This is a genomic window from Candidatus Streptomyces philanthi, assembly GCF_059553635.1.
The window spans coordinates 1-23,604 of sequence record NZ_JCANQV010000067.1 but is presented as its reverse complement, the minus strand read 5'-3'; the positions used below and the strand labels follow the sequence as shown (position 1 = coordinate 23,604).

The window sequence follows — 23,604 nt, the reverse complement described above, 5'->3', positions numbered from 1 at the left end:
GGACCTCCCCGGCCCCGGACAGCGCCATCGCCACCGCGCCGGCCTTGTCCTCACCGGCCGCCAGCAGCCACACCTCGCGCGCCGCGCGGATCGCGGGCAGGGTCAGCGAGACGCGGGTGGGCGGCGGCTTGGGAGCGCCCTGCACCCCCACCACCGTCCGCTCCGTCTCGCGCACCGCCGGCAGTTCCGGGAAGAGGGAGGCGACATGGGTGTCCGGGCCGACGCCCAGCAGCAGCACGTCGAACGACGGCACCGGGCCGTGGTCCTCCGGGCCGGCCGCCGCGGCCAGTTCGGCGGCGTACGCCTCGGCGGCCGCTTCGACGTCGTTCCCGTACGCGCCGCCCGCCGGGGCCATGGGGTGCACCCGGGCGGGGTCCAGGGGGACACCGTCCAGCAGCGCCGCGCGGGCCTGGGTGTGGTTGCGCTCCGGGTCGCCCTCCGGGAGGAACCGTTCGTCGCCCCACCACAGGTCCAGGCGCGACCAGTCCACCGCGTCACGGGCGGGCGCCTCGGCGAGCGCCGCCAGCAGCGCGTTGCCGTTGCGTCCGCCGGTGAGGACCACACAGGCCGAGCCGCGGGCCGTCTGGGCGTCCACGATCCTGGTGATCAGCCGGGCGGCCGCGGCCTGCGCCATCAACGCCGTGTCGCGGTGGACGACGACCTGCGGCGCGCTCACTCGGCCGCCGCCTTCCTGGCGGCCTTCTTCCCGGCCGCCTTCTTCGCCGCGGGCCGCTCACCGGCGGCGGGCTCCTGCGGGGCGCTCGCCGCGTCCGGTGCGGCGGGCCGGGGCCCCTCGGCCTCGCCCAGGCGCTCCACGCCGAACCGCAGCGTGGCCGCGTAGATGTCGTCCGGGTCGAGCCGGCGCAGCTCCTCGGCGAGGAGTTCGGCGGTGTCGCGCCGCTTGAGGGCCACCGCGCGGTCGGGCTGGCCGCGCATCGACAGCGTGGCCAGCGAGCCGTCCGGCCGGTCCAGCACGATCGGGCCGCCGCTGGTCTCCAGCCGGACCGCGGTCAGACCGGGGCCCTTCGACACGACACGCTTGACGGGGACGGACAGCCGGTCGCCGAGCCACATGCCGAGCAGTTCGCAGCTCGGGTTGAACTCCTCGCCCTCCACCTCGGCCGAGGTGACCGTGCACGGCATCTGGTCCAGTGCCGCGGCGAGCATGGAGCGCCACGGGGTCAGGCGGGTCCAGGCCAGGTCGGTGTCGCCGGGGGTGTAGGTCCCGGCGCGGGCGGACAGCTCCCGGACCGGGTGCTCGGCGGCGTACGCGTCGGTGACGCGGCGCTGGCCGAGCGCGCCCAGCGGGTCCTTCGCCGGGTCGAGCGGGCCGTTGACCGCCCACCAGACGACCACCGGGGCGTCGGGCAGCAGCAGCGGCAGCACCACGGACTGGGCGTGGTTTATCGCCTCGCCGTACAGCCGCAGGACAACCGTTTCGCCGGTGCCGGCGTCCGCCCCGACCCGCACCTCGGCGTCCAGCCGGGCCTTGGCGCGGTCGCGCGGCGACCGGCTGCCCCGCTTGATGACGACCAGGGTGCGCGAGGGGTGCTCGCGGGAGGCGTTGTTGGCCGCCTTGAGGGCGTCGTAGGCGTTCTCCTCGTCGGTGACGATGACGAGGGTGAGCACCATGCCGACGGCGGGGGTGCCGATGGCGCGACGTCCCTGGACCAGCGCCTTGTTGATCTTGCTGGCCGTGGTTTCCGTGAGATCGATCTTCATGGCCGACGCCAGCTCCGTCCGTCTCGTGCGAGCATCTCGTCCGCCTCGACGGGGCCCCAGGTGCCCGCCGGGTACTGTGCGGGCCTGCCGTGGCGGTCCCAGTACTCCTCGATCGGGTCCAGGATGCGCCAGGACTGCTCGACCTCCTCCAGCCGCGGGAAGAGGTTGGCGTCGCCCAGGAGCACATCGAGGATCAGCCGCTCGTACGCCTCGGGGCTGGACTCCGTGAAGGACTCGCCGTACGCGAAGTCCATCGAGACGTCCCGCACCTCCATGGAGGTGCCCGGCACCTTCGAGCCGAACCGCACCGTCACGCCCTCGTCCGGCTGCACCCGGATGACCAGGGCGTTCTGCCCCAGCTCCTCGGTGGCGGTGTGGTCGAAGGGGGAGTGCGGGGCCCGCTGGAAGACCAGTGCGATCTCCGTGACGCGGCGGCCCAGGCGCTTGCCGGTCCGCAGGTAGAAGGGGACGCCCGCCCAGCGGCGGTTGTCCACCTGGAGCTTGATCGCGGCATAGGTGTCGGTCTTCGACTGCGGGTCGATGCCCTCCTCCTGGAGGTAGCCGACCGCCTCCTCGCCGCCCTGCCAGCCGGCCGTGTACTGGCCGCGCACCGTCTCCTTGCCGAGGTCGGCCGGGAGCCTGACGGCACCCAGGACCTTGGTCTTCTCCGCGACCAGCGCGTCCGCGTCGAACGAGGAGGGCTCCTCCATCGCGGTCAGCGCGAGGAGCTGGAGCAGGTGGTTCTGGATGACGTCCCGCGCGGCGCCGATGCCGTCGTAGTAGCCGGCCCGGCCGCCGATGCCGATGTCCTCGGCCATGGTGATCTGGACGTGGTCGACGAAGCTGCGGTTCCACAGCGGCTCGAACATCGTGTTGGCGAAGCGCAGCGCCAGGATGTTCTGGACCGTCTCCTTGCCCAGGTAGTGGTCGATCCGGAAGACCTCGTGGGGCGGGAAGACGTCGTGGACGATGCGGTTGAGCTCCTGGGCGCTCTCCAGGTTGTGGCCGAACGGCTTCTCGATGACCGCGCGGCGCCAGGAGTCCGACTTCTGCTCGGCCAGCCCGTGCTTCTTGAGCTGCTGGACGACCTGGGGGAAGAACTTGGGCGGGACGGACAGGTAGAAGGCGAAGTTGCCCCCGGTGCCCTGCTCCTTGTCCAGTTCCTCGATGGTGTGCTTGAGGGTCTCGAACGCCTCGTCGTCGTCGAAGTCGCCCTGGACGAAGCGCATGCCCTGGATGAGCTGCTGCCAGACCTCCTCGCGGAAGGGCGTGCGCGCGTGCTCCTTGACGGCGTCGTGCACGACCTTGGCGAAGTCCTCGTCCGCCCATTCGCGGCGGGCGAAGCCGATGAGCGAGAAGCCCGGCGGCAGCAGACCCCGGTTGGCCAGGTCGTAGACCGCAGGCATCAGCTTTTTACGTGACAAATCGCCCGTGACGCCGAAGATGACCAGACCGGACGGCCCCGCGATACGCGGGAGCCGCCGGTCCAGTGCGTCACGCAGCGGATTGCTGCTGGTCAAAATGGGTCAGTCCTTCGCGGGAGCCAGGCGGTCGAGCTCGGCCTGGGTGGACTTGAGCAGGTCGTTCCAGGACACCTCGAACTTCTCCACGCCCTCGTCCTCCAGGAGCTGGACGACCTCGTCGTACGAGATCCCCAGCCGGGCGACGGCGTCGAGGTCGGCCCGCGCCTGCGCGTAGGTGCCGCGCACCGTGTCACCGGTGATCTGCCCGTGGTCGCCGGTCGCCTCCAGCGTCGCCTCCGGCATGGTGTTGACCGTGCCCGGGGCGACCAGCTCGTCGACGTAGAGGGTGTCCTTGTAGGCCGGGTCCTTGACACCGGTCGAGGCCCACAGCGGGCGCTGCTTGTTGGCGTGCGCCTTCTCCAGGGCGGCCCAGCGGTCGGAGGAGAAGACCTCCTCGTACGCCTCGTAGGCGAGCCGGGCGTTGGCCAGGGCGGCCTTGCCCTTGAGGGCCTTGGCCTCGTCGGTGCCCAGCTTCTCCAGGCGCTTGTCGATCTCGCTGTCCACACGGGAGACGAAGAACGACGCCACGGAGTGGATCTCCGACAGGTCCAGGCCGGCGGCCTTGGCCTTCTCCAGGCCCGCGAGGTAGGCGTCCATGACCTCGCGGTAGCGCTCCAGGGAGAAGATCAGCGTGACGTTGACGCTGATGCCCCGGCCGATGACCTCCGTGATCGCGGGCAGGCCCGCCCTGGTCGCGGGGATCTTGATCAGGGTGTTGGGGCGGTCCACCAGCCAGGCGAGCTGCTTGGCCTCGGCCACGGTCGCCGCGGTCTCGTGCGCCAGACGCGGGTCGACCTCGATGGAGACCCGGCCGTCCTGGCCCTCGGTGGCGTCGAAGACCGGCCGCAGGATGTCGGCGGCGTCCCGGACGTCCGCCGTGGTGATCATGCGGATGGCTTCCTCGACGGTCACCTTGCGTGCGGCGAGGTCGGCCAGCTGCTGCTGGTAGCCGTCGCCCGAGGAGATCGCCTTCTGGAAGATCGACGGGTTGGTGGTGACGCCGACGACGTGCTGCTGGTCGATCAGCTCGGCGAGGTTGCCGGACGTGATCCGCTTGCGGGACAGGTCGTCCAGCCAGATCGCGACGCCTTCGTCGGAGAGGCGCTTGAGTGCGTCTGTCATGGGTGTTGCATCTCCTACTGTTCGTGTGTCAGGCGTCAGCGCGCGGCGGCTTCGAGGGATTCCCGGGCGGCCGCCGCGACCGCGTCGGCGGTGAAGCCGAACTCGCGGAAGAGGACCTTGGCGTCGGCGGAGGCGCCGAAGTGCTCCAGGGAGACGATGCGGCCGGCGTCACCGACGAAGCGGTGCCAGGTCAGGCCGATGCCCGCCTCGACGGCGACCCGGGCCTTGACGGACGGCGGCAGCACGCTGTCGCGGTAGTCCTGGTCCTGCTCGTCGAACCACTCCACCGACGGCATCGACACGACACGCGTCGGGACGCCCTCGGCCTGGAGCCGCTCGCGCGCCTCGACGGCGAGCTGCACCTCGGAGCCGGTGCCGATCAGCACCACCTGCGGCTCGCCGCCCTCCGCCTCGAAGAGGACGTAGCCGCCCTTGGCCGCGTTCTCGTTCGGCGCGTACGTCGGCACGCCCTGGCGGGTCAGTGCGAGGCCGTGCGGGGCACCCACGCCGAACTCCTTGGTCCAGCGCTTGAGGATCTCGCGCCAGGCGATGGCGGTCTCGTTGGCGTCGGCCGGGCGGACGATGTTCAGGCCCGGGATGGCGCGCAGCGAGGCCAGGTGCTCGACCGGCTGGTGGGTCGGGCCGTCCTCGCCCAGGCCGATGGAGTCGTGCGTCCACACGTACGTCACCGGCAGGTGCATCAGCGCCGACAGCCGGACGGCGTTGCGCATGTAGTCGGAGAACACCAGGAAGGTGCCGCCGTAGATCCGGGTGTTGCCGTGCAGCGCGATGCCGTTCATCTCCGCGGCCATGGAGTGCTCGCGGATGCCGAAGTGGATCGTGCGGCCGTACGGGTCGGCGCCGGGCAGCGGGTTGCCCTCGGGCAGGAACGACGAGGTCTTGTCGATCGTCGTGTTGTTGGAGCCGGCCAGGTCGGCGGAGCCGCCCCACAGCTCGGGGACGACCGCGCCCAGGGCCTGGAGGACCTTGCCGGACGCGGCACGGGTGGCCACGGACTTGCCGGTCTCGAACGAGGGGAGGTGCTCCTCCCAGCCCTTCGGCAGCTCACCCGCGGCGATGCGGTCGAACTCGGCGGCGCGCTCGGGCTGGGCGGTGCGCCAGGCGGCGAAGCCCTTCTCCCACTCGGCCCGCGCCTCGCGGCCGCGGTCGAGCGCCCGGCGGGTGTGCGCCAGGACCTCGTCGGAGACCTCGAAGGTCTGCTCCGGGTCGAAGCCCAGCACGCGCTTGGTGGCGGCGACCTCCTCGTCGCCCAGCGCCGAGCCGTGCGCGGCCTCGGTGTTCTGGGCGTGCGGGGCCGGCCAGGCGATGATCGAGCGGGCCGCGATGAACGAGGGGCGCTCGGTCTCGGCCTGGGCGGCGCGCAGCGCCCGCGCCAGACCGGCCGGGTCGAGGTCGCCGTTGGGCAGCTGGTCGACGCGCTGGACGTGCCAGCCGTACGCCTCGTAGCGCTTGAGGGTGTCCTCGGAGACGGCGGTCTCGGTGTCGCCCTCGATGGAGATGTGGTTGTCGTCCCACAGCAGCACGAGGTTGCCGAGCTTCTGGTGGCCGGCGAGCGAGGACGCCTCGGCGGCGATGCCCTCCTGGAGGCAGCCGTCGCCCGCGACGACCCAGATGGTGTGGTCGAACGGCGAGGTGCCCGCGGGGGCCTCGGGGTCGAACAGGCCGCGCTCGTAGCGGGCGGCCATGGCCATGCCCACGGCGTTGGCGACACCCTGGCCCAGCGGGCCGGTGGTGGTCTCGACGCCGGTGGTGTGGCCGTACTCCGGGTGGCCCGGGGTCTTGGAGCCCCAGGTGCGGAACGCCTTGAGGTCGTCCAGCTCAAGGCCGTAGCCGGCGAGGAAGAGCTGGATGTAGAGGGTCAGGCTGGAGTGCCCGGCGGAGAGGACGAACCGGTCGCGGCCGGTCCAGTCCGCGTCCGACGGGTCGTGCCGCATGAGCTTCTGGAACAGCACATAGGCGGCCGGTGCCAGGCTCATGGCCGTACCGGGATGGCCGTTGCCGACCTTCTGCACGGAATCCATGGCCAGGACGCGGACGGTGTCGACGGCCTTCTGGTCCAGTTCGGTCCACTCGAAATCTGCGGTGGTCGGCTTGGTGCTCACCCTGAGTCAGGGCTCCTCTCCACATGTCGCATGCCGTGGACGGTATGTCCGCCGGGCGGTGTCGAGCCTACCCCCGCGCGGGTGCGCGTCCTTTCGACGCGGGACCGCGGCCGCCCTGGTGGCGGCACTCGTCGCCCTCGGCAACCACAGCGGTGTCACGCGCATTCCCCGCCCGGGGGACGGCCCCACAGGACCAGGGTGCGGGCCACCAGGGGCGTTCGCCTCCTGAACCGCGCGGTAACGGGCGGCGAAAGCCCGCCCTCCGGGCCCGCCCGGCGCCCAACACGACCCGACCCCCGGCGGAGATCGCGGTATGGCGGGCGTCTAAAGTGGCGTGGTACGCGCAAGCCGCACCGGTGCTCAAGGCCGGATCCGCTTGCTGGCCTTCTCCGCGGCACAAGCCGCCGATCGATCCCAGGGGTGTGCGTGACGGCCGTCGAATCCCGTCCTGCGGGGACGCTCTCTCAGAGCCCCGGAAGTCCGGATCCCGGCCGCCGCCCGTTCGGCGCGCGGGTCAAGGCGTTCGTGATGCTCACCAAGCCGCGCATCATCGAGCTGCTGCTGATGACCACGGTGCCGGTGATGTTCCTGGCGGCGCAGGGCGTACCCGATCTGAAGCTGGTCCTCGCGACCTGCATCGGCGGTTACCTCTCCGCCGGCGGCGCGGGCGCGTACAACATGTACATCGACCGCGACATCGACGCGATGATGGACCGCACCTCGCAGCGGCCCCTGGTGACCGGCATGGTCTCCCCGCGCGAGTGCCTGGTCTTCGCGACCGCCCTCACCGTCGTCTCGACCGTCTGGTTCTGGTACTTCGTCAACCCGCTGTCGTCGATGCTGGCGCTGGGCGCGCTGCTGTTCTACGTCGTCGGCTACACGATGATCCTCAAGCGGCGGACCGCGCAGAACATCGTCTGGGGCGGCATCGCCGGCTGCATGCCGGTGTTCATCGGCTGGTCCTCCGTGACGAACTCGGTCTCCTGGGCCGCGGTCGTCCTCTTCCTCGTCATGTTCTTCTGGACGCCGCCGCACTACTGGCCGCTGTCGATGAAGGTCAAGGACGACTACCAGCGCGCGGGCGTCCCGATGCTGCCGGTCATCGCCGGCAACAAGGCCGTGGCCCGGCAGATCGTCCTCTACAGCTGGGTGATGGTCGCCATCTCGCTGCTGCTCCAGCCGCTGGGGTACACCGGCTGGTTCTACACCGCGGTGGCCGTGGTGTGCGGTGGTCTGTGGCTCAAGGAGGCGCACGCTCTCCAGGCCCGCGCCAAGGCCGGGATCACGGGCGCCAAGCTCAAGGAGATGCGGCTGTTCCACTGGTCCATCACCTATGTGTCGCTGCTGTTCGTGGCGGTCGCGGTGGATCCCTTCCTTCGCTGATTACCGCCGGGTAGCATCTGCCGTATGGCAGACACCCAGCAGGCGGACGAGGCGACGGAGGGCGGCGCCCGCGCGGACCGGCGCACCGCCCGGCAGACGGCCCGGCTCGCCAAGGAGATCCGGGCCTTCGCGGCCACCCACGGCGGCAGTGCCGAGGGCCAGCTCGCCCACATGGGCCGCGGCCGCACCCGCATCGCCCTGGTCGGCGCCAACGGCGCCTGGGGCAACCTCGTCGCCGACTCCTTCGGCGCCGCACGCGAGGCCGCGCAGCAGGCCGGCCTCACCCTCCACGACGACTTCGACGGCGAACTGGCCGCCAAGGTCCGCACCGGCCGCTACGAGTGGTCCCGGATGGCGGGCCTCCAGATCGGCGGACCGGCCAACACCTGACACACCACCGCACGCGCCCTCCTCCCGGGCGGCCCTCCGGGGCCGGGGAGGAGGGCGCGGCCGTGTGCGCGGCGGAGGAAACGGAACGGGCCCCTCGGCCGGTGCTTGGTTTCCAGGGGTCCTCGCAACCCCCACAGATCGCGGGTGTTGCGAGGACCGTGAGAACCCAAGGTGTGACCGAGGGGCCCGCGCGGGTGCCGGGAGGAGCGGGGATCAGGACGCCGGAGCGGGCTCCAGGGCCTCGTGCTCCCCGGAGGGCACCGGCGCCGCCTCCACCAGCGGGCCGCGGTCGCGCAGCGCGAGGGCGACCCGCAGGGCCGCGATCAGCACCAGCGTCGAGCCGAGCATGTGCAGCCCGACGAGCAGCGGCGGAAGGCCCGTGAAGTACTGCGTGTACCCGAGGACGCCCTGGAGGAGGATGGCGCCGAACAGCTCCAGGAGGGCGCGGCGCGCGGCGGCCGGCGCCTTGACCGCGCGCAGCACGAACCACAGGGCGACGCTCAGGCCCACCACGACGTAGACCAGGTCCACGTGCAGCTGGGTGATCTCCTGCCAGTTCACCGGGATGCGGTGCACCTTGCGGGCGTCACCGGCGTGCGGGCCCGCGCCGGTCACGACGGTGCCGACGACGGTCAGCGCGAGGGTCGCGGCCACCAGCAGCCAGGACAGCTGGCGCACCGGGCGGGCCACCAGGTCGCGCGGCTCCTCGTCCCCCTCGCAGGCACGCCGCCAGGAGACCACCGCAACGGTGAGCAGCGCGGTGGAGATCAGGAAGTGCGCGCTGACGAGGTACGGGTTGAGGCCGGTGAGCACGGTGATGCCGCCGACGGGGGCGTTGCTCAGCGTGATCCAGAACTGCGCCCAGCCGAGCCGGGTGAGCGAACGGCGCCGCGGCCGCTGGGACCGGGCGGCGATGATGAACACCCCGATGACCGCGCACAGCACATACGTCAGCAACCGGTTGCCGAACTCGATCAGACCGTAGACGCCCATCTCGGGGGTGGGCGTCAGGCTTCCGGGGGTGCACTGCGGCCAGGTGGAGCAGCCCAGGCCCGAGCCGGTCAGCCGCACCGCGCCGCCGGTCACGACGATGACGACGGCCATCACGACGGTGGCCAGCGCGGCCCGCCGTACGAAGCGCGCGGACGGCTGCCAGCGCCGGGAGATCAGCTCAAGGGGATTCATCGTGTTCGGCACGCGTGCCATCGTAGGCCGGTGCTTGTGCGACTTTTCACGAGGGGCTCCGAAAACGCACGGTACCTCCCGTGACCTGCGGGTCACTCCCAGCGGAAGAGACGCGCCGCGGCGCCCAGGCCCAGCACCGCCCACACCGCCAGCACGCCCAGCTGCGGCCACGGGACGCCGGCGCCGTGCTGGAGGACGTCCCGCAGGCCCTCCGAGAGCGCCGTGATCGGCAGCAGTCCGAGCACCGTCTGCGCCGCCTCGGGGAACCTCGCCAGCGGGACGACGACCCCGCCGCCCACCAGGAGCAGCAGGAAGACCAGATTGGCGGCGGCCAGCGTCGCCTCGGCCTTGAGCGTGCCGGCCATCAGCAGCCCCAGCCCGGAGAACGCGGCGGTCCCCAGCGCCAGCAGCAGCACCACCGAGAACGGGTCGCCGTGCGGGGACCAGCCCAGCGCCAGCGCGACCGCCGTCAGCAGCGCGATCTGGAGCACCTCGGTGACCAGCACCGCGCAGGTCTTCGCGGTCATCAGGCCCCACCGGGGCAGCGGCGAGGCGGCCAGCCGCTTGAGGACGCCGTAACGCCGCTCGAAGCCCGTCGCGATCGCCTGCCCGGTGAAGGCCGTCGACATCACGGCCAGCGCCAGGACGCCCGGCGCGAGGAAGTCGACGGTGCGGCCCGCCCCGGTGTCGATGATGTCGACGGCGGAGAACAGCACCAGCAGCAGCGTCGGGATGACGACGGTCAGCAGCAGCTGCTCCCCGTTGCGCAGCAGCATCCGGGTCTCCAGCGCCGCCTGCGCCCGGATCATCCGGGGCAGCGGGGCCGCGCCGGGCCGGGGGGTGAACGTTCCGGTCGCGGTCATGCGCGGGTCTCCTTGCGGTGCTCGTCCCGGGGCGCGTTCCCGGACCGGCCCAGGGGGGTGCGGGCGTACGTCATGCGCGCAGCTCCTTGCCGGTCAGGTCCAGGAAGACGTCCTCCAGGGTGTGCCGCTCGACGGCTATCGCGTCGGGCAGGACGCCGTGCTGGGCGCACCAGGAGGCGACGGTGGCGAGCAGCTGGGGGTCGACGGTGCCGTCGACGCGGTACGTGCCGGGCGAGGGCTCGGCGGCGGAGCTGCCGGAGGGCAGCGCCTTGAGCAGCGAGGCGAGATCGAGTCCGGGGCGGCCGCTGAAGCGCAGGGTGTTCTCGGCACCGCCGCGGCACAGCTCCTCGGGGGTGCCGCGGGCGATGACCCGGCCGCCGTCGATGATCGCCACATCGTCGGCCAGCTGCTCGGCCTCGTCCATGAAGTGGGTGGTGAGCACCACGCCGACGCCGTCGGCGCGCAGCTCGCGCACCAGGTCCCAGGTGGCGTGGCGGGCCTGCGGGTCGAGGCCGGCGGTCGGTTCGTCGAGGAAGACCAGTTCGGGGCGGCCGACGACGGCCATGGCCAGGGCGAGCCGCTGCTGCTGGCCCCCGGAGAGCCGCCGGTAGGGCGTGCGGCCGCAGCCGCCGAGGCCGAGCCGCTCGACGAGGACGCCGACGTCGACGGGGTCGGCGTGCAGGGAGGCGGTGTGCCGGAGCATCTCCTCGGCGCGGGCGCCCGGGTAGACGCCACCCGATTGGAGCATCACCCCGATCCGGGGACGCAGCGCCGCGGAGTCGGCGACCGGGTCCAGGCCCAGGACGCGGACCGTGCCGGCGTCCGGGCGGCGGTAGCCCTCGCAGATCTCGACCGTGGTGGTCTTGCCGGCGCCGTTGGGGCCGAGGACGGCGGTGACGCCGCCGCGGGTGACGGTGAGGTCGAGACCGTCCACCGCGGTCTTCCCGCCGTAGCGCTTGACCAGGCCGACGACCTCGACGGCCGGCGTGTCGCCGGGGGATCGGGGGGCTCCCCCCGGGGAGGTGCTGGGCATGCCGGGCAGTCTACGGAGAACGCGGGGCCGCGGATTCCGCGGGGCGCCGGACTCCCCGTGCCACCGCGCCGATTAGGTAACCCTAAGTGACCGAGGACACCCGGGCGCGGTCGGGCGGAGGCTTGTCGCGACGCGCGGAATTACGCAACAATGACGTTGTGAAATACGCGAGCGAGGACCGGAAGGGGCCCGCGACCAGGACGGCCGCAGGGCGGTCCCGTGCTGTACCCGCCGCGCACTCCCCGCACGACGAGCAGCAGGGCACCCGCAACAGGGTCGCCCGCTCCATCCTCGACCACGGTCCGTCCACCGCCGCCGAGCTGGCGCTGCGGCTGGAGCTGACGCAGGCGGCCGTCCGCCGGCATCTGGACGCGCTGGTCGCGGACGGTGTCGTCGAGCCCCGCGAGAAGCGGGTCTACGGCACCCGCGGCCGGGGCCGTCCCGCCAGGGCCTTCGCCCTCACGGACTGCGGCCGGGACGCCTTCGACCAGTCCTACGACGAGCTGGCCGCCGACGCCCTGCGCTGGATCGCGCAGAGCGCGGGCGGTGGCGCGCGGGGTGAGGCGGCCGTCGCCGCCTTCGCCCGCGCGCGCCTGGCCGCACAGGCCGAGAAGTACCGCCGCAGCGTCGACTCCGCGGAGCCGGGGGCCCGCGCACGGGCCCTGGCCGAGGCATTGACCGCGGACGGGTACGCTGCTACGGCGCGCAGCGCCCCCCACGCACCCTTCGGTGAGCAGCTCTGCCAGCACCACTGCCCGGTCGCCCATGTCGCCGAGCAGTTCCCGCAGCTGTGCGAGGCGGAGACCGAGGTCTTCTCCCGGCTGCTGGGAACCCATGTGCAGCGTCTCGCGACGATCGCCCACGGTGACGGGGTGTGCACGACCTTCATCCCGAAGGCCGGCAGCGGCGCTCACCACACCACCACACAGACCACCACCGCATCAGCAAGCACGGCCGGGAGGAACCCCGCATGACGCTCCCCACGGAGACTGCTCACCCCGAGCTGGAGGGCCTGGGCAAGTACGAATACGGCTGGGCCGACTCCGACGAGGCCGGAGCCGCTGCCAAGCGCGGCCTGTCCGAGGCCGTCGTCCGCGACATCTCGGCCAAGAAGAACGAGCCGGAGTGGATGCTCAAGCTCCGCCTCAAGGGCCTGAAGCTGTTCGACAAGAAGCCCATGCCCACCTGGGGCTCGGACCTGTCGGGCATCGACTTCGACAACATCAAGTACTTCGTGCGCTCGACCGAGCAGCAGGCCGCCTCCTGGGAGGACCTGCCCGAGGACATCAAGAACACCTACGACAAGCTCGGCATCCCCGAGGCGGAGAAGCAGCGCCTGGTCGCCGGTGTCGCCGCGCAGTACGAGTCCGAGGTCGTCTACCACCAGATCCGCGAGGACCTGGAGAAGCAGGGCGTCATCTTCCTGGACACCGACACGGCGCTCAAGGAGCACCCGGAGCTGTTCCAGGAGTACTTCGGCACGGTCATCCCGGTCGGTGACAACAAGTTCGCCTCGCTGAACACCGCGGTGTGGTCCGGCGGCTCGTTCATCTACGTCCCCAAGGGCGTCCACGTGGACATCCCCCTCCAGGCGTACTTCCGCATCAACACCGAGAACATGGGCCAGTTCGAGCGGACGCTGATCATCGTCGACGAGGACGCCTACGTCCACTACGTCGAGGGCTGCACCGCGCCGATCTACAAGTCGGACTCGCTGCACTCCGCGGTCGTCGAGATCATCGTGAAGAAGGGCGGCCGCTGCCGCTACACCACGATCCAGAACTGGTCGAACAACGTCTACAACCTGGTGACCAAGCGCGCCGTCGCCTACGAGGGCGCCACCATGGAGTGGGTCGACGGCAACCTCGGCTCCAAGGTGACCATGAAGTACCCCGCGGTCTACCTCATGGGCGAGCACGCCAAGGGCGAGACCCTGTCCATCGCCTTCGCGGGCGAGGGCCAGCACCAGGACGCCGGCTCCAAGATGGTCCACATGGCGCCGAACACCTCCTCCAACATCGTCTCCAAGTCGGTGGCGCGCGGCGGCGGCCGCACCTCCTACCGCGGTCTGGTCGAGATCGGTGAGGGCGCGGCGGGCTCCAAGTCCAACGTGCTGTGCGACGCCCTGCTCGTCGACACCATCTCCCGCTCGGACACCTACCCCTACGTCGACGTCCGCGAGGACGACGTCTCCATGGGCCACGAGGCGACCGTGTCCAAGGTCAGCGAGGACCAGCTGTTCTACCTGATGGCGCGCGGCCTGTCCGAGGACGAGGCCATGGCGATGATCGTGCGCGGCTTCGTCGAGCCGATCGCCCGGGAGCTGCCGATGGAGTACGCGCTGGAGCTGAACCGGCTGATCGAGCTGCAGATGGAAGGCGCGGTCGGCTGACCCGGTCACCGTCCCGCCCCGCAGCAACCTCTTGACGCAGAAAGCGAGCACCACGACAGCCATGGCTGAGGCTCAGAACATCCCGGCGGGTTCCACGACCACCGGTTCCATCGCGGTGGCCGCGGAGTCCACCGTCGCCACCCGGATGAGCGCGCCGCCGTCCTTCGACGTGGCGGACTTCCCCGTGCCGCACGGCCGCGAGGAGGAGTGGCGCTTCACCCCCCTCGCCCGGCTGCGCGGCCTGCACGACGGCACGGCCGTCGCCGCCGGCGCCGACCTGAAGGTCGACATCACCGCGCCCGAGGGCGTCACCCACGAGCTGGTGGACCGCGGCGACGCCCGGGTGGGCCGGGCGGGCAAGCCCGTCGACCGGGTCGCCGCCCAGGCGTTCAGCTCGTTCGAGAAGGCGTCCGTCGTCACCGTCCCCAAGGACACCGTGCTCACCGAGCCGATCCGCATCACGGTGCACGGCGAGGGCGGCACGTCCTTCGGGCACCAGGTCGTCGAGCTGGGCGCGTTCGCCGAGGCCGTCGTGGTCATCGACCACACCGGTGACGCGGTGCTGGCCGCCAACGTCGACTACGTCCTCGGCGACGGCGCCAAGCTGACCGTGGTCTCCGTGCAGGACTGGGACGACACCGCGGTCCACGTCGGCCAGCACAACGCCCTGATCGGCCGCGACGCCACCTTCAAGTCCGTCGTCGTCACCTTCGGCGGCGACCTCGTCCGGCTGCACCCGCGCGTCACCTACGCGGCGCCCGGGGGCGAGGCCGAGCTGTACGGCCTGTACTTCACGGAGCGGGGCCAGCACCAGGAGCACCGCCTCTTCGTCGACCACGACGCCGCCAACTGCCGCTCGAACGTCGTCTACAAGGGCGCGCTCCAGGGCGACGACGCGCACGCCGTCTGGATCGGCGACGTCCTCATCCAGGCGTCCGCCACCGGCACGGACACCTACGAACTCAACCGCAACCTCGTCCTCACCGACGGCGCGCGGGTCGACTCGGTCCCCAACCTGGAGATCGAGACCGGTGAGATCGTCGGCGCCGGCCACGCCTCGGCGACCGGCCGCTTCGACGACGAGCAGCTGTTCTACCTGATGGCGCGCGGCATCCCCGCCGAGGAGGCCCGCCGCCTGGTCGTCCGCGGCTTCTTCGCCGAGCTGGTGCAGCAGATCGGCCTCCCGGACGTCGAGGAGCGGCTGATGAGCAAGATCGAGGCCGAGCTGGAAGCGTCCGCGGCATGACCTACGTACGTGTGGCCTCGCTGAGCGAGCTGGAGGAGGACACCCCCAAGAGGGTGGAGATCGACGGCACGCCGGTCTCCCTCGTCCGTACCGAGGGCGAGGTGTTCGCGATCAACGACATCTGCTCGCACGCGAACGTCTCCCTCTCGGAGGGCGAGGTCGAGGACTGCTCGATCGAATGCTGGCTGCACGGGTCGAGCTTCGACCTGCGCACCGGCAAGCCGTCCGGGCTCCCCGCGACGCGCCCCGTCCCCGTTTACCCCGTCAAGATCGAAGGAGACGGCCCGGATGCCTCCGTGCTCGTCTCTCTCACCCAGGAGTCCTGAGTTCCCCATGGCAACGCTTGAGATCCACGACCTGCACGTCTCCGTCGACGCCGAGAACGGCCCGCGCGAGATCCTGAAGGGCGTCGACCTGACCGTGAAGCAGGGCGAGACGCACGCCATCATGGGCCCCAACGGCTCCGGCAAGTCGACCCTCGCCTACTCCCTCGCGGGCCACCCCAAGTACACGATCACCGGCGGCACCGTCACCCTCGACGGCGAGAACGTCCTGGAGATGTCCGTCGACGAGCGCGCGCGGGCCGGCGTCTTCCTCGCCATGCAGTACCCCGTCGAGGTGCCCGGCGTCTCGGTCTCCAACTTCCTGCGGACCTCGGCGACCGCGATCCGCGGCGAGGCCCCCAAGCTGCGGCTGTGGGTCAAGGAGGTCAAGGAGGCCATGGAGCGCCTCCAGATGGACCCCGCGTTCGCCGAGCGCAACGTCAACGAGGGCTTCTCCGGCGGTGAGAAGAAGCGCCACGAGATCCTTCAGCTGGAGCTGCTCAAGCCGAAGATCGCGATCCTCGACGAGACCGACTCCGGTCTGGACGTCGACGCCCTGCGGACCGTCTCCGAGGGCGTCAACCGTGTCCGCGAGACCGGCGAGGTCGGCACCCTGCTGATCACCCACTACACGCGCATCCTGCGCTACATCAAGCCCGACCACGTGCATGTCTTCGCGGCCGGCCGCATCGCCGAGTCCGGCGGCGCCGAGCTGGCGGACAAGCTGGAGGCGGAGGGCTACGAGGCTTACACGAAGGGGGGCGCAACCGCGTGACACAGCTCCCGGGCCTCCTCGACACCGAGGCGATCCGCAAGGACTTCCCCGTCCTCGACCGCCTGGTCCACGACGGCAAGAAGATGGTCTACCTGGACAACGCGGCGACCTCGCAGAAGCCGCGCCAGGTGCTCGACGCGCTGAACGCGTACTACGAACGCCACAACGCCAATGTCCACCGCGGCGTGCATGTGCTCGCCGAGGAGGCCACGGAGCTGTACGAGGGCGCCCGCGACAAGGTCGCCGCCTTCGTCAACGCCCCGAGCCGCGACGAGGTGATCTTCACCAAGAACGCCTCCGAGTCGCTCAACCTCGTGGCCAACATGCTCGGCTGGGCCGACGAGCCCTACCGGGTGGACCGCGAGACCGAGATCGTCATCACGGAGATGGAGCACCACTCCAACATCGTCCCGTGGCAGCTGCTGTCGCAGCGCACCGGCGCGAAGCTGAAGTGGTTCGGGCTGACCGACGACGGCCGCCTCGACCTCTCCCGGGTCGACGAGGTCATCACCGACCGCACCAAGGTCGTCTCGTTCACCCTCGTCTCCAACCTCCTCGGCACGGTCAACCCCGTCGAGACGATCATCCGGCGGGCCCAGGAGGTCGGCGCCCTCGTCGTCATCGACGCCTCCCAGGCCGCCCCGCACATGGTGCTGGACGTCCAGGCGCTCCAGGCCGACTTCGTCGCCTTCACCGGCCACAAGATGTGCGGCCCGACCGGCATCGGCGTGCTGTGGGGACGCCAGGAGCTGCTGGAGGACCTCCCGCCGTTCCTCGGCGGTGGCGAGATGATCGAGACGGTGTCCATGCACTCCTCGACCTACGCGCCCGCGCCGCACAAGTTCGAGGCCGGTACGCCCCCGATCGCGCAGGCCGTCGGCCTCGGCGCGGCCGTGGACTACCTCTCCGCGATCGGCATGGACAAGATCGCCGAGCATGAGCACGTTCTCACCGAGTACGCCGTCCAGCGGCTGCTGGAGGTCCCCGACCTGCGCATCATCGGCCCGAGCACGGCCGAGGACCGCGGGGCGACGATCTCCTTCACCCTCGGCGACATCCACCCGCACGACGTGGGTCAGGTGCTGGACGAGCAGGGCATCGCCGTCCGGGTCGGCCATCACTGTGCCCGCCCGGTCTGCCTGCGGTACGGAATTCCGGCGACCACACGGGCGTCGTTCTATCTGTACTCCACCCCGGCCGAGGTCGACGCCCTGGTCGCGGGCCTGGAGCACGTCCGCAACTTCTTCGGATGAGGACGAGGACTGACTGAGCCGTGAAGCTGGATTCGATGTACCAGGACGTCATCCTGGACCACTACAAGCACCCGCACGGGCGCGGTCTGCGGGACGGCGACGCCGAAGTGCACCACGTCAACCCCACCTGCGGCGACGAGATCACGCTGCGCGTGCGGCTCGACGGCGCGACCATTGAAGACGTCTCGTACGAGGGACAGGGCTGCTCCATCAGCCAGGCCAGCGCCTCGGTGCTCAACGATCTGCTGGTCGGCAAGGAGCTCGGCGAGGCCCAGCGGATCCAGGAGACGTTTCTGGAACTGATGCAGTCCAAGGGCAGGATCGAACCGGACGACGCGATGGAGGAGGTGCTGGAGGACGCGGTGGCGTTCGCCGGCGTCTCGAAGTACCCGGCGCGTGTGAAGTGCGCCCTGCTGAGCTGGATGGCCTGGAAGGACGCCACGGCCAAGGCCCTCTCCGAGGAGGCGAAGACCGCATGACCGACACCCCTGAGAAGACCCTCACCAAGCCGGCCTCGGAGGAAGAGGTCCGCGAGGCGCTGTACGACGTCGTCGACCCCGAGCTGGGCATCGACGTCGTCAACCTGGGCCTGGTGTACGGCGTCCACGTCGACGACGCGAACATCGCCACCGTCGACATGACGCTGACCTCGGCGGCCTGCCCGCTGACCGATGTCATCGAGGACCAGGCGCGGTCCGCCACCGACGGCATCGTCAACGAGCTGCGGATCAACTGGGTCTGGATGCCCCCGTGGGGCCCGGACAAGATCACCGACGACGGCCGCGAGCAGCTGCGGGCGCTGGGGTTCAACGTCTGACCGTCCCCTCGTCACGGCCGCGTCCGCCCGCATCCGGGCGGGCGCGGCCTCGTGCGCCCCGGTGGCCGCTACCCTCGCCGCATGGCCTATCTGATGCTGGCCGGGGCGATTCTCTCCGAGATCCTCGCGACCACCGCGCTCAAGTACAGCGACGGCTTCAGCAGGCTCTGGCCCTCCACCGGGGCCATGGCCGGGTACGCCGTCGCCTTCCTGCTGCTCGCCCGGACCCTGCGCACGATGAACGTCGGTACCGCGTACGCGATCTGGTCCGGAGCCGGGACCGCCGTGGTCGCCGCCATCGGCATGCTCTTCCTCGGTGAGACGGCCGGCGCCCTCAAGATCCTCGGGGTGCTGCTGGTGATCGCCGGGGTCGTGGTGCTCCACCTGGACGCGGCGGGCTGACGCCCGTACCGGCGGCGCCGCGCACCGGGTCCCGCGGGCCTCCCGGACCGGACCGGGGGCCGCGGACCGGCACCGGTTCGCCTCGACGGGCGCCGTCCGGTTAGGTTGCGGACATGACCGATGCTGTTACCCCCGCCCCCCGCACGACCGGCGCCGTCGCCGCCGGGCTCGCCACCGTCACCCCCGACGGCACCGTGCTCGACACCTGGTTCCCCGCCCCCGCCCTCAGCGACGCGCCCGGCGAGGCCGGCACCGAGCGGCTGACCGCGGAGCAGGCCGCCGGACTGCTCGGCGCCGCCGCGCCCAAGGCCCTGGGCCCGGACCCGGTGCGGGGCGTCGAGGTCGTGGCCGTCCGTACGGTCATCGCCTCCCTCGACGACAAGCCGCTGGACGCGCACGACGCCTATCTGCGCCTCCACCTGCTCAGCCATCGCCTGGTGCGGCCGCACGGCCAGAACCTCGACGGCGTCTTCGGCCTGCTGGCCAACGTCGCCTGGACCTCGCTCGGCCCGGTGGCCGTCGACCGGCTGGAGACGGTGCGGCTCAACGCCCGCGCCGAGGGCCGCCACCTCCAGGTCACCAGCATCGACAAGTTCCCGCGGATGACGGACTACGTCGCCCCCGCCGGGGTGCGCATCGCCGACGCGGACCGGGTGCGGCTGGGCGCCCACCTCGCGGCGGGTACCACCGTCATGCACGAGGGCTTCGTCAACTTCAACGCCGGCACCCTGGGCACCTCCATGATCGAGGGCCGGATCAGCGCCGGTGTGGTCATCGGCGACGGCTCCGACATCGGCGGCGGCGCCTCCACCATGGGCACCCTCTCCGGCGGCGGCAAGCAGATCATCTCGGTCGGCGCGCGCTGCCTGCTCGGCGCCGAGTCGGGCCTGGGCATCGCGCTGGGCGACGAGTGCGTGGTCGAGGCGGGCCTCTACGTGACCGCCGGCACCCGTGTCACGCTGCCGGACGGCCAGGTCGTCAAGGCCCTGGAGCTCTCCGGCGCCGACAACATCCTCTTCCGCCGCAACTCCACCACCGGTGTCGTCGAGGCACGCCCGAACAAGGCGACCTGGGGCGGTCTGAACGAGATCCTCCACAGCCACAACTGAGCCCCCGCGCACCGGCGGCCCGGCGGACCACCCGCCGGGCCGCCGCCGTGCACCGGGGCCCGTCCCGTGCTCTAGGGTGCCCTCCATGCGTGATCTTGTGGCCGGAATACGGTACGTGGGCCGTGGGCAGCGGTGGGCCGCCGCCCACGGCCGGTGGTGGGGCTTCGGGCTGATCCCCGCCCTGATCACCCTGGTGCTGTACACCGCGGTGCTCGTCGCCCTCGCCCTGCGGGCCGGCGACCTCGCCGCCTGGGCGACGCCCTTCGCCGACGGCTGGGGCACCCCCTGGCAGGGGCTGCTGCGCGGGCTGTTCACCGCCCTGCTCGTCGCGGGCGGCCTGCTGCTGTGCGTCCTGACCTTCACCGCCGTCACCCTCCTGGTCGGCGACCCCTTCTACGAGTCGCTGTCGGAGAAGGTCGAGGAGAGCGAGGGCGGTGGCCCCTCCGGCCCGGACCTGCCGCTGTGGCGGGAGCTGTGGCACGCGGTACGGGACACCGTCCCCGTCCTGCTGCGCGCCGCCGGTCTCGGACTGCTGCTGTTCCTCCTGGGCTTCGTCCCGGTCCTCGGGCAGACCGTCGTGCCGGTGGCCGGTTTCTGTGTCTCCGGATTCTTCCTCGCCGTGGAGCTGACCGCGGCGGCGATGCAGCGCCGCGGCGTCCCGGTACGGGAGAGGCTGCGGCTGCTGCGGGGCCGCACGGGGCTCGCCGTCGGCTTCGGCACACCGCTGGTGCTGCTGTTCCTGGTCCCGTTCGCCGCGGTGGTGCTGATGCCGGGCGCGGTGGCGGGGGCGACCCTGCTGGTCCGGGACCTGATGCCGGACGGGGACGGCCGCGTACCGGACACCGCCGGTGCCGCGCCCGCGGACAGCGCTCCGGCGGCCGGCTGACCCGGCGGCGGTCCGTCCCCGCCCCGGGTCACGGACGGAACCGCAGCACCTGCGGGTCGTGGTCGCTGGCCTGGTCCGCGTACTCGGCGTTGAGGTGCACGATGTCGTAGTCGGGCCGCTTGATGTGACGGCTGGTGAGCAGGTGGTCGAGCACCTGGGAGTTGCCGTTGTAGACGTAGCTGTAGCGCTCGGCGCGCGGCAGCCCGTTCACCAGGTCCGTCAGGACGCGCCCGGAGGTCAGCTCCTTGAGGGCGGAGGAGAACGGGTAGTCGTTGAGGTCCCCGGCCACGACCACATCGGCCCGGGGGTCCTTGGCCAGCAGGTCCTTGACGAAGCGGTGCACCAGCCGGGCCTGCGCGGTGCGCTGGACCTCGGAGCTCCGCGCCGGGGGCTGGACGCGGCTGTCGAGGCCCTGGTCGCCGCCCTTGGAGTTGAAGTGGTTGGCGATCACGAAGACGCGGCTGCCGGGACGGTTCTTCAGCGAGAACTGCCCGACCAGCGGCTTGCGGCTGTCGCGCCACGCCGGGTCGGCGGGCGCGATCCGGCCGGGGGAGGCCGAGAGCGCCGCCCGGCCCCGGTCGGCCACCGCCCGCACGGCCGTGGTCGCGTCACCGCCCGGGATGTCGGTGAACGCCACCCGCTCGGGGTTGAAGAGGAAGGCGACCCGGATGTTGCCGCCGGGCTGCCCGCCGTCCTGGTCGTCGACCGGGTCGATCTGCCGCCACGCGTACGCCGGGCCCCCGGCCGCCCGCACGGCGTCGGTGAGCTTCTTGAGCGTCACCCCCGCCGACACCACCCCGTCGTCCGTGGGGCCGCTGTCGTCCTGGACCTCCTCCACGGCGACGATGTCCGGGGACGAGAGGTTCTTCACCAGGCCCTGCGCGAGCCGGTCGAACTTGGCCCGCGGGGTGGCGGGGGAGAGGTTCTCGACGTTGTAGGTGGCCACCGCCAGCTCGCCCGGCCGCTGGGCGCGGGTGGTCTCGGGCGCGGGGCCGTGGCCGGTGAGGGTGCCCAGCTCGGTGGCCTGGAGCGTGTAGCCGCCGTAGTTGTCGTAGTCCAGCGGGCCGGTGGTGGTGCCGCTCAGCTCGTCGCCGACATCGGCCACCGGGAACGGCCGCTCGGCGAACGGGATCAGCGACGCCACCTTGACGCGGGCCGGGTTGGGGTCCGCGTACGAGCCGTAGAACACGCCGCCGCGCGCGGTGCGGTGGTGGCGCGGGTCGGCGGTCACCCACAGCTCGTGGTGGGAAGTGGTCGGGCCCACCACGGGGGCGTCGGTGACGGAGACGCGCATGCCCTCCAGCGACTCGTAGAGGTCCAGCGCGCAGTCGCGGGGCCGCAGCCGCAGGGACTCGATGCCGTCGGGGCCGCTGCCGCGCGGCGCGTAGCGGTGGGGCACCGTGGACGCGTCGAGGCGGACCGGGGCGGGCAGCGGGGTGTGGTGGGCGAGAACGGTCCAGGTGGCGCGGGTCAGCTCGGTGACGGACTGGAGACCGGCGTCGCGGCCGCCCGGGTAGTACTCCTCGACCGTGCCGTCGACGGTGACCGCGTCCCCGACGGCGACGTCCGGCGTCTCCTTCCCCGTGAAGACGAACAGGGCCTCGCTGGTCGCCGGGTCGTCGTCCGGGTGCGGGTCCTGGAACCAGAAGCCGCGCGACGCGCCGAAGCCGCGGACCGCGGTGACCGTGCCCGGCACACCGGTGACCCGTTTCCCGGCGAACGGGGATATCCGGGTGTCGCCCTGGATGTCGTGGATGCGGACGCCCGCGGCGGTCGCCGGTGACGCGGTGAGCAGCCCGGCGGTGAGGACGGCGCAGGCCGCGGCGGTGACGGCGGCCGGCCGGCGGAGCGTACGACGGGATGGCATGGGTGCCTCCGAGGCGGGGGTGACAAGGGGGAAGGGAGCCGGATCGGCGATCTCTACGCGCGTCAATGTCGGGCCCGGTCAAGGGACTTGTCAAGGTCTCCCGGATGTCCGGGCGGGGGCCTCGCGGTGAACCGTCCGGGCGCCGGGTAAATCCGTCTACGCTTGGTCGTCGCACGAGCCGAGTCCCTCCGAGGAGCTGAACCCCTGATGTCCGAGCGCCCCTCCCTGCCGCCGGTGCGGCTGCACTCCGAAGCGGAGCTGGCCCGCGCAGCGCTGAGCGCCCCGCTGCTGGCCAGGGCCGCCAAGCTCGCCCGCTGGGCCGCCTGCGGCGTGCCCGTGGGCATCGGCGGCGAAATCCTCGACAAGAACCTCGCCGAGGCCACCGAACACCTCGGGCTGGCCGCCGACGAGGACGGCCCGGCCCACACCGCCGAGGCATGGCAGCTGGCCGTCGACACCGGCCTGGTCGAGATCGAGGAGAACGGCGAGGACGACGACACGCTGCCCGACGACGCCGCCGTCGGCACCGCCACCCCCGGCGACGAACTGGGCGCACTGACCTCCGGCAGCCCGCAGGACGTCCTGGACATCTGGCTCACCGGCATGGAGACCGTGCTCGCCGACGCGGCCGCCCCGGACCTCGCCGACATCGCCGACCAGCTCGCCGAGGGCGGCGAGATCGACCTCGACGCCCTCGACTGGAACCCGGAGGAGGAGGCCGAACTGCTCGACGGCATCCTCGGCAACCTCTACCTGCTCACCGCCCTCGCCGAGGACCCCGACCAGGCCGTGCCGCTGCCCGCGCTCGCCGCCTCCATGATCGTCCCGGACGACATGGACGAGCCGACCGACGAGATCCTCGAAGAGGTCTCCACCGCGATGATGCGCCTCGACGAGCAGTTCCGGGTGCTGGAGCCGATCGGCCTGGTCGCCTACAAGCCCGTCGACGAGGCGCTGATCGAGGAGCTGGACGAGGACGGCGCCACCGTCCGCGCCGCCGAACCGCTGGACGACGAGGACGTCACCCGCTACGGCATGGTCCGCCTCACCCCGCTCGGCGTCTACGCCGTCCGCGCCCGGATGCTGGACGCCGGGGTGGAGGCGCCCGCCGTCGGCGATCTCACCGGCAAGGGCGCCGACGTCCTCCTCGACGCGCTGCCCGACTACCCCGAGACGCTCGCCCGCGCCGA

At 71.8% G+C, this 23,604-nt stretch carries 23 protein-coding genes; 14 read left to right on the top strand and 9 right to left on the bottom strand.

Annotation, left to right across the window (positions count from 1 at the left end; genetic code table 11):
* The 5 genes from pgl to tkt all read right to left on the bottom strand — a co-directional run.
* Positions 1 to 676 (bottom strand): 6-phosphogluconolactonase (gene pgl / locus AC51EU_RS11075; protein ID WP_496266640.1); only part of this gene is annotated, 676 nt, incomplete at its 3' end.
* Positions 673 to 1,722, bottom strand: a complete 1,050-nt coding sequence (gene opcA / locus AC51EU_RS11070; protein ID WP_496266639.1) for a glucose-6-phosphate dehydrogenase assembly protein OpcA — start codon at positions 1,720 to 1,722, stop codon at positions 673 to 675. The genes opcA and pgl, both read right to left, overlap by 4 nt.
* Complete coding sequence (zwf, locus tag AC51EU_RS11065) at positions 1,719 to 3,242, bottom strand: glucose-6-phosphate dehydrogenase (RefSeq protein WP_496266637.1); 1,524 nt, start codon at positions 3,240 to 3,242, stop codon at positions 1,719 to 1,721. Before zwf ends, opcA begins: the two co-directional genes overlap by 4 nt.
* 6 nt (positions 3,243 to 3,248) lie before the next feature.
* Positions 3,249 to 4,367 (bottom strand): transaldolase, encoded by a 1,119-nt coding sequence (tal, locus tag AC51EU_RS11060; protein WP_496266636.1) that lies wholly within the window; start codon positions 4,365 to 4,367, stop codon positions 3,249 to 3,251.
* Positions 4,368 to 4,402: 35 nt separating this feature from the next.
* Positions 4,403 to 6,490, bottom strand: coding sequence for a transketolase (gene tkt / locus AC51EU_RS11055; RefSeq protein WP_496266635.1), 2,088 nt, complete (start codon positions 6,488 to 6,490; stop codon positions 4,403 to 4,405).
* A 426-nt stretch (positions 6,491 to 6,916) separates the two neighbouring features.
* Between tkt and AC51EU_RS11050 the strand changes: the two genes are divergently transcribed.
* Positions 6,917 to 7,873 carry a heme o synthase gene (locus AC51EU_RS11050; RefSeq protein ID WP_496266633.1) on the top strand — a complete coding sequence of 319 codons (957 nt, stop codon included), beginning with the start codon at positions 6,917 to 6,919 and terminating at the stop codon, positions 7,871 to 7,873.
* Between the two features lie 24 nt (positions 7,874 to 7,897).
* Positions 7,898 to 8,263, top strand: coding sequence for a hypothetical protein (locus AC51EU_RS11045; RefSeq protein WP_496266632.1), 366 nt, complete (start codon positions 7,898 to 7,900; stop codon positions 8,261 to 8,263).
* Between the two features lie 213 nt (positions 8,264 to 8,476).
* On the opposite strand, the gene AC51EU_RS11040 is transcribed toward AC51EU_RS11045, so the two are convergent.
* The 3 genes from AC51EU_RS11040 to AC51EU_RS11030 all read right to left on the bottom strand — a co-directional run bounded on the left by AC51EU_RS11040 (position 8,477) and on the right by AC51EU_RS11030 (position 11,344).
* Positions 8,477 to 9,460: a COX15/CtaA family protein gene (locus AC51EU_RS11040; protein ID WP_496266631.1), complete on the bottom strand. Its 984-nt coding sequence runs from the start codon at positions 9,458 to 9,460 to the stop codon at positions 8,477 to 8,479.
* 80 nt (positions 9,461 to 9,540) lie between these two features.
* Positions 9,541 to 10,311, bottom strand: coding sequence for an ABC transporter permease (locus AC51EU_RS11035; protein ID WP_496266630.1), 771 nt, complete (start codon positions 10,309 to 10,311; stop codon positions 9,541 to 9,543).
* A gap of 70 nt (positions 10,312 to 10,381) precedes the next feature.
* Positions 10,382 to 11,344: an ABC transporter ATP-binding protein gene (locus tag AC51EU_RS11030; RefSeq protein ID WP_496266629.1), complete on the bottom strand. Its 963-nt coding sequence runs from the start codon at positions 11,342 to 11,344 to the stop codon at positions 10,382 to 10,384.
* 158 nt (positions 11,345 to 11,502) lie between these two features.
* Between AC51EU_RS11030 and AC51EU_RS11025 the strand changes: the two genes are divergently transcribed.
* The 11 genes from AC51EU_RS11025 (at position 11,503) to AC51EU_RS10975 (ending at position 20,547) form a co-directional block, all read left to right on the top strand.
* The gene (locus AC51EU_RS11025) at positions 11,503 to 12,318 is read left to right on the top strand and encodes a helix-turn-helix transcriptional regulator (protein WP_496266627.1); all 816 of its coding nucleotides are present in this window, start codon (positions 11,503 to 11,505) and stop codon (positions 12,316 to 12,318) included.
* Positions 12,315 to 13,736, top strand: a complete 1,422-nt coding sequence (sufB, locus tag AC51EU_RS11020) for a Fe-S cluster assembly protein SufB (protein ID WP_496266626.1) — start codon at positions 12,315 to 12,317, stop codon at positions 13,734 to 13,736. Before AC51EU_RS11025 ends, sufB begins: the two co-directional genes overlap by 4 nt.
* A gap of 61 nt (positions 13,737 to 13,797) precedes the next feature.
* Entirely contained in the window at positions 13,798 to 14,982 is a 1,185-nt protein-coding gene (gene sufD, locus AC51EU_RS11015) for a Fe-S cluster assembly protein SufD (protein ID WP_496266625.1), read from the top strand.
* Positions 14,979 to 15,308, top strand: coding sequence for a non-heme iron oxygenase ferredoxin subunit (locus AC51EU_RS11010; protein ID WP_496266623.1), 330 nt, complete (start codon positions 14,979 to 14,981; stop codon positions 15,306 to 15,308). Before sufD ends, AC51EU_RS11010 begins: the two co-directional genes overlap by 4 nt.
* Positions 15,309 to 15,315: 7 nt before the next feature.
* Positions 15,316 to 16,080, top strand: a complete 765-nt coding sequence (sufC, locus tag AC51EU_RS11005; protein ID WP_496266622.1) for a Fe-S cluster assembly ATPase SufC — start codon at positions 15,316 to 15,318, stop codon at positions 16,078 to 16,080.
* The gene (locus tag AC51EU_RS11000; RefSeq protein ID WP_496266621.1) at positions 16,077 to 17,333 is read left to right on the top strand and encodes a cysteine desulfurase; all 1,257 of its coding nucleotides are present in this window, start codon (positions 16,077 to 16,079) and stop codon (positions 17,331 to 17,333) included. Before sufC ends, AC51EU_RS11000 begins: the two co-directional genes overlap by 4 nt.
* 20 nt (positions 17,334 to 17,353) lie before the next feature.
* The gene (gene sufU / locus AC51EU_RS10995) at positions 17,354 to 17,812 is read left to right on the top strand and encodes a Fe-S cluster assembly sulfur transfer protein SufU (RefSeq protein ID WP_496266619.1); all 459 of its coding nucleotides are present in this window, start codon (positions 17,354 to 17,356) and stop codon (positions 17,810 to 17,812) included.
* A complete protein-coding gene (locus AC51EU_RS10990; RefSeq protein ID WP_496266617.1) occupies positions 17,809 to 18,150 on the top strand; it encodes a metal-sulfur cluster assembly factor in 342 nt (113 codons plus the stop codon). Before sufU ends, AC51EU_RS10990 begins: the two co-directional genes overlap by 4 nt.
* Before the next feature lie 81 nt (positions 18,151 to 18,231).
* Positions 18,232 to 18,552, top strand: a complete 321-nt coding sequence (locus AC51EU_RS10985) for a DMT family transporter (RefSeq protein WP_496266615.1) — start codon at positions 18,232 to 18,234, stop codon at positions 18,550 to 18,552.
* 113 nt (positions 18,553 to 18,665) lie between these two features.
* Positions 18,666 to 19,661: a 2,3,4,5-tetrahydropyridine-2,6-dicarboxylate N-succinyltransferase gene (gene dapD, locus AC51EU_RS10980; protein WP_496266614.1), complete on the top strand. Its 996-nt coding sequence runs from the start codon at positions 18,666 to 18,668 to the stop codon at positions 19,659 to 19,661.
* A gap of 85 nt (positions 19,662 to 19,746) precedes the next feature.
* Positions 19,747 to 20,547 carry an EI24 domain-containing protein gene (locus tag AC51EU_RS10975; RefSeq protein ID WP_496266613.1) on the top strand — a complete coding sequence of 267 codons (801 nt, stop codon included), beginning with the start codon at positions 19,747 to 19,749 and terminating at the stop codon, positions 20,545 to 20,547.
* Between the two features lie 28 nt (positions 20,548 to 20,575).
* Here AC51EU_RS10975 and AC51EU_RS10970 read toward each other — a convergent pair whose 3' ends face one another.
* Positions 20,576 to 22,414 carry a DUF8508 domain-containing protein gene (locus tag AC51EU_RS10970; RefSeq protein WP_496266611.1) on the bottom strand — a complete coding sequence of 613 codons (1,839 nt, stop codon included), beginning with the start codon at positions 22,412 to 22,414 and terminating at the stop codon, positions 20,576 to 20,578.
* Positions 22,415 to 22,621: 207 nt separating this feature from the next.
* On the opposite strand from AC51EU_RS10970, the gene AC51EU_RS10965 reads away from it, so the two are divergent.
* A partial coding sequence (locus AC51EU_RS10965; protein ID WP_496266610.1) for a hypothetical protein occupies positions 22,622 to 23,604 on the top strand: 983 nt, incomplete at its 3' end.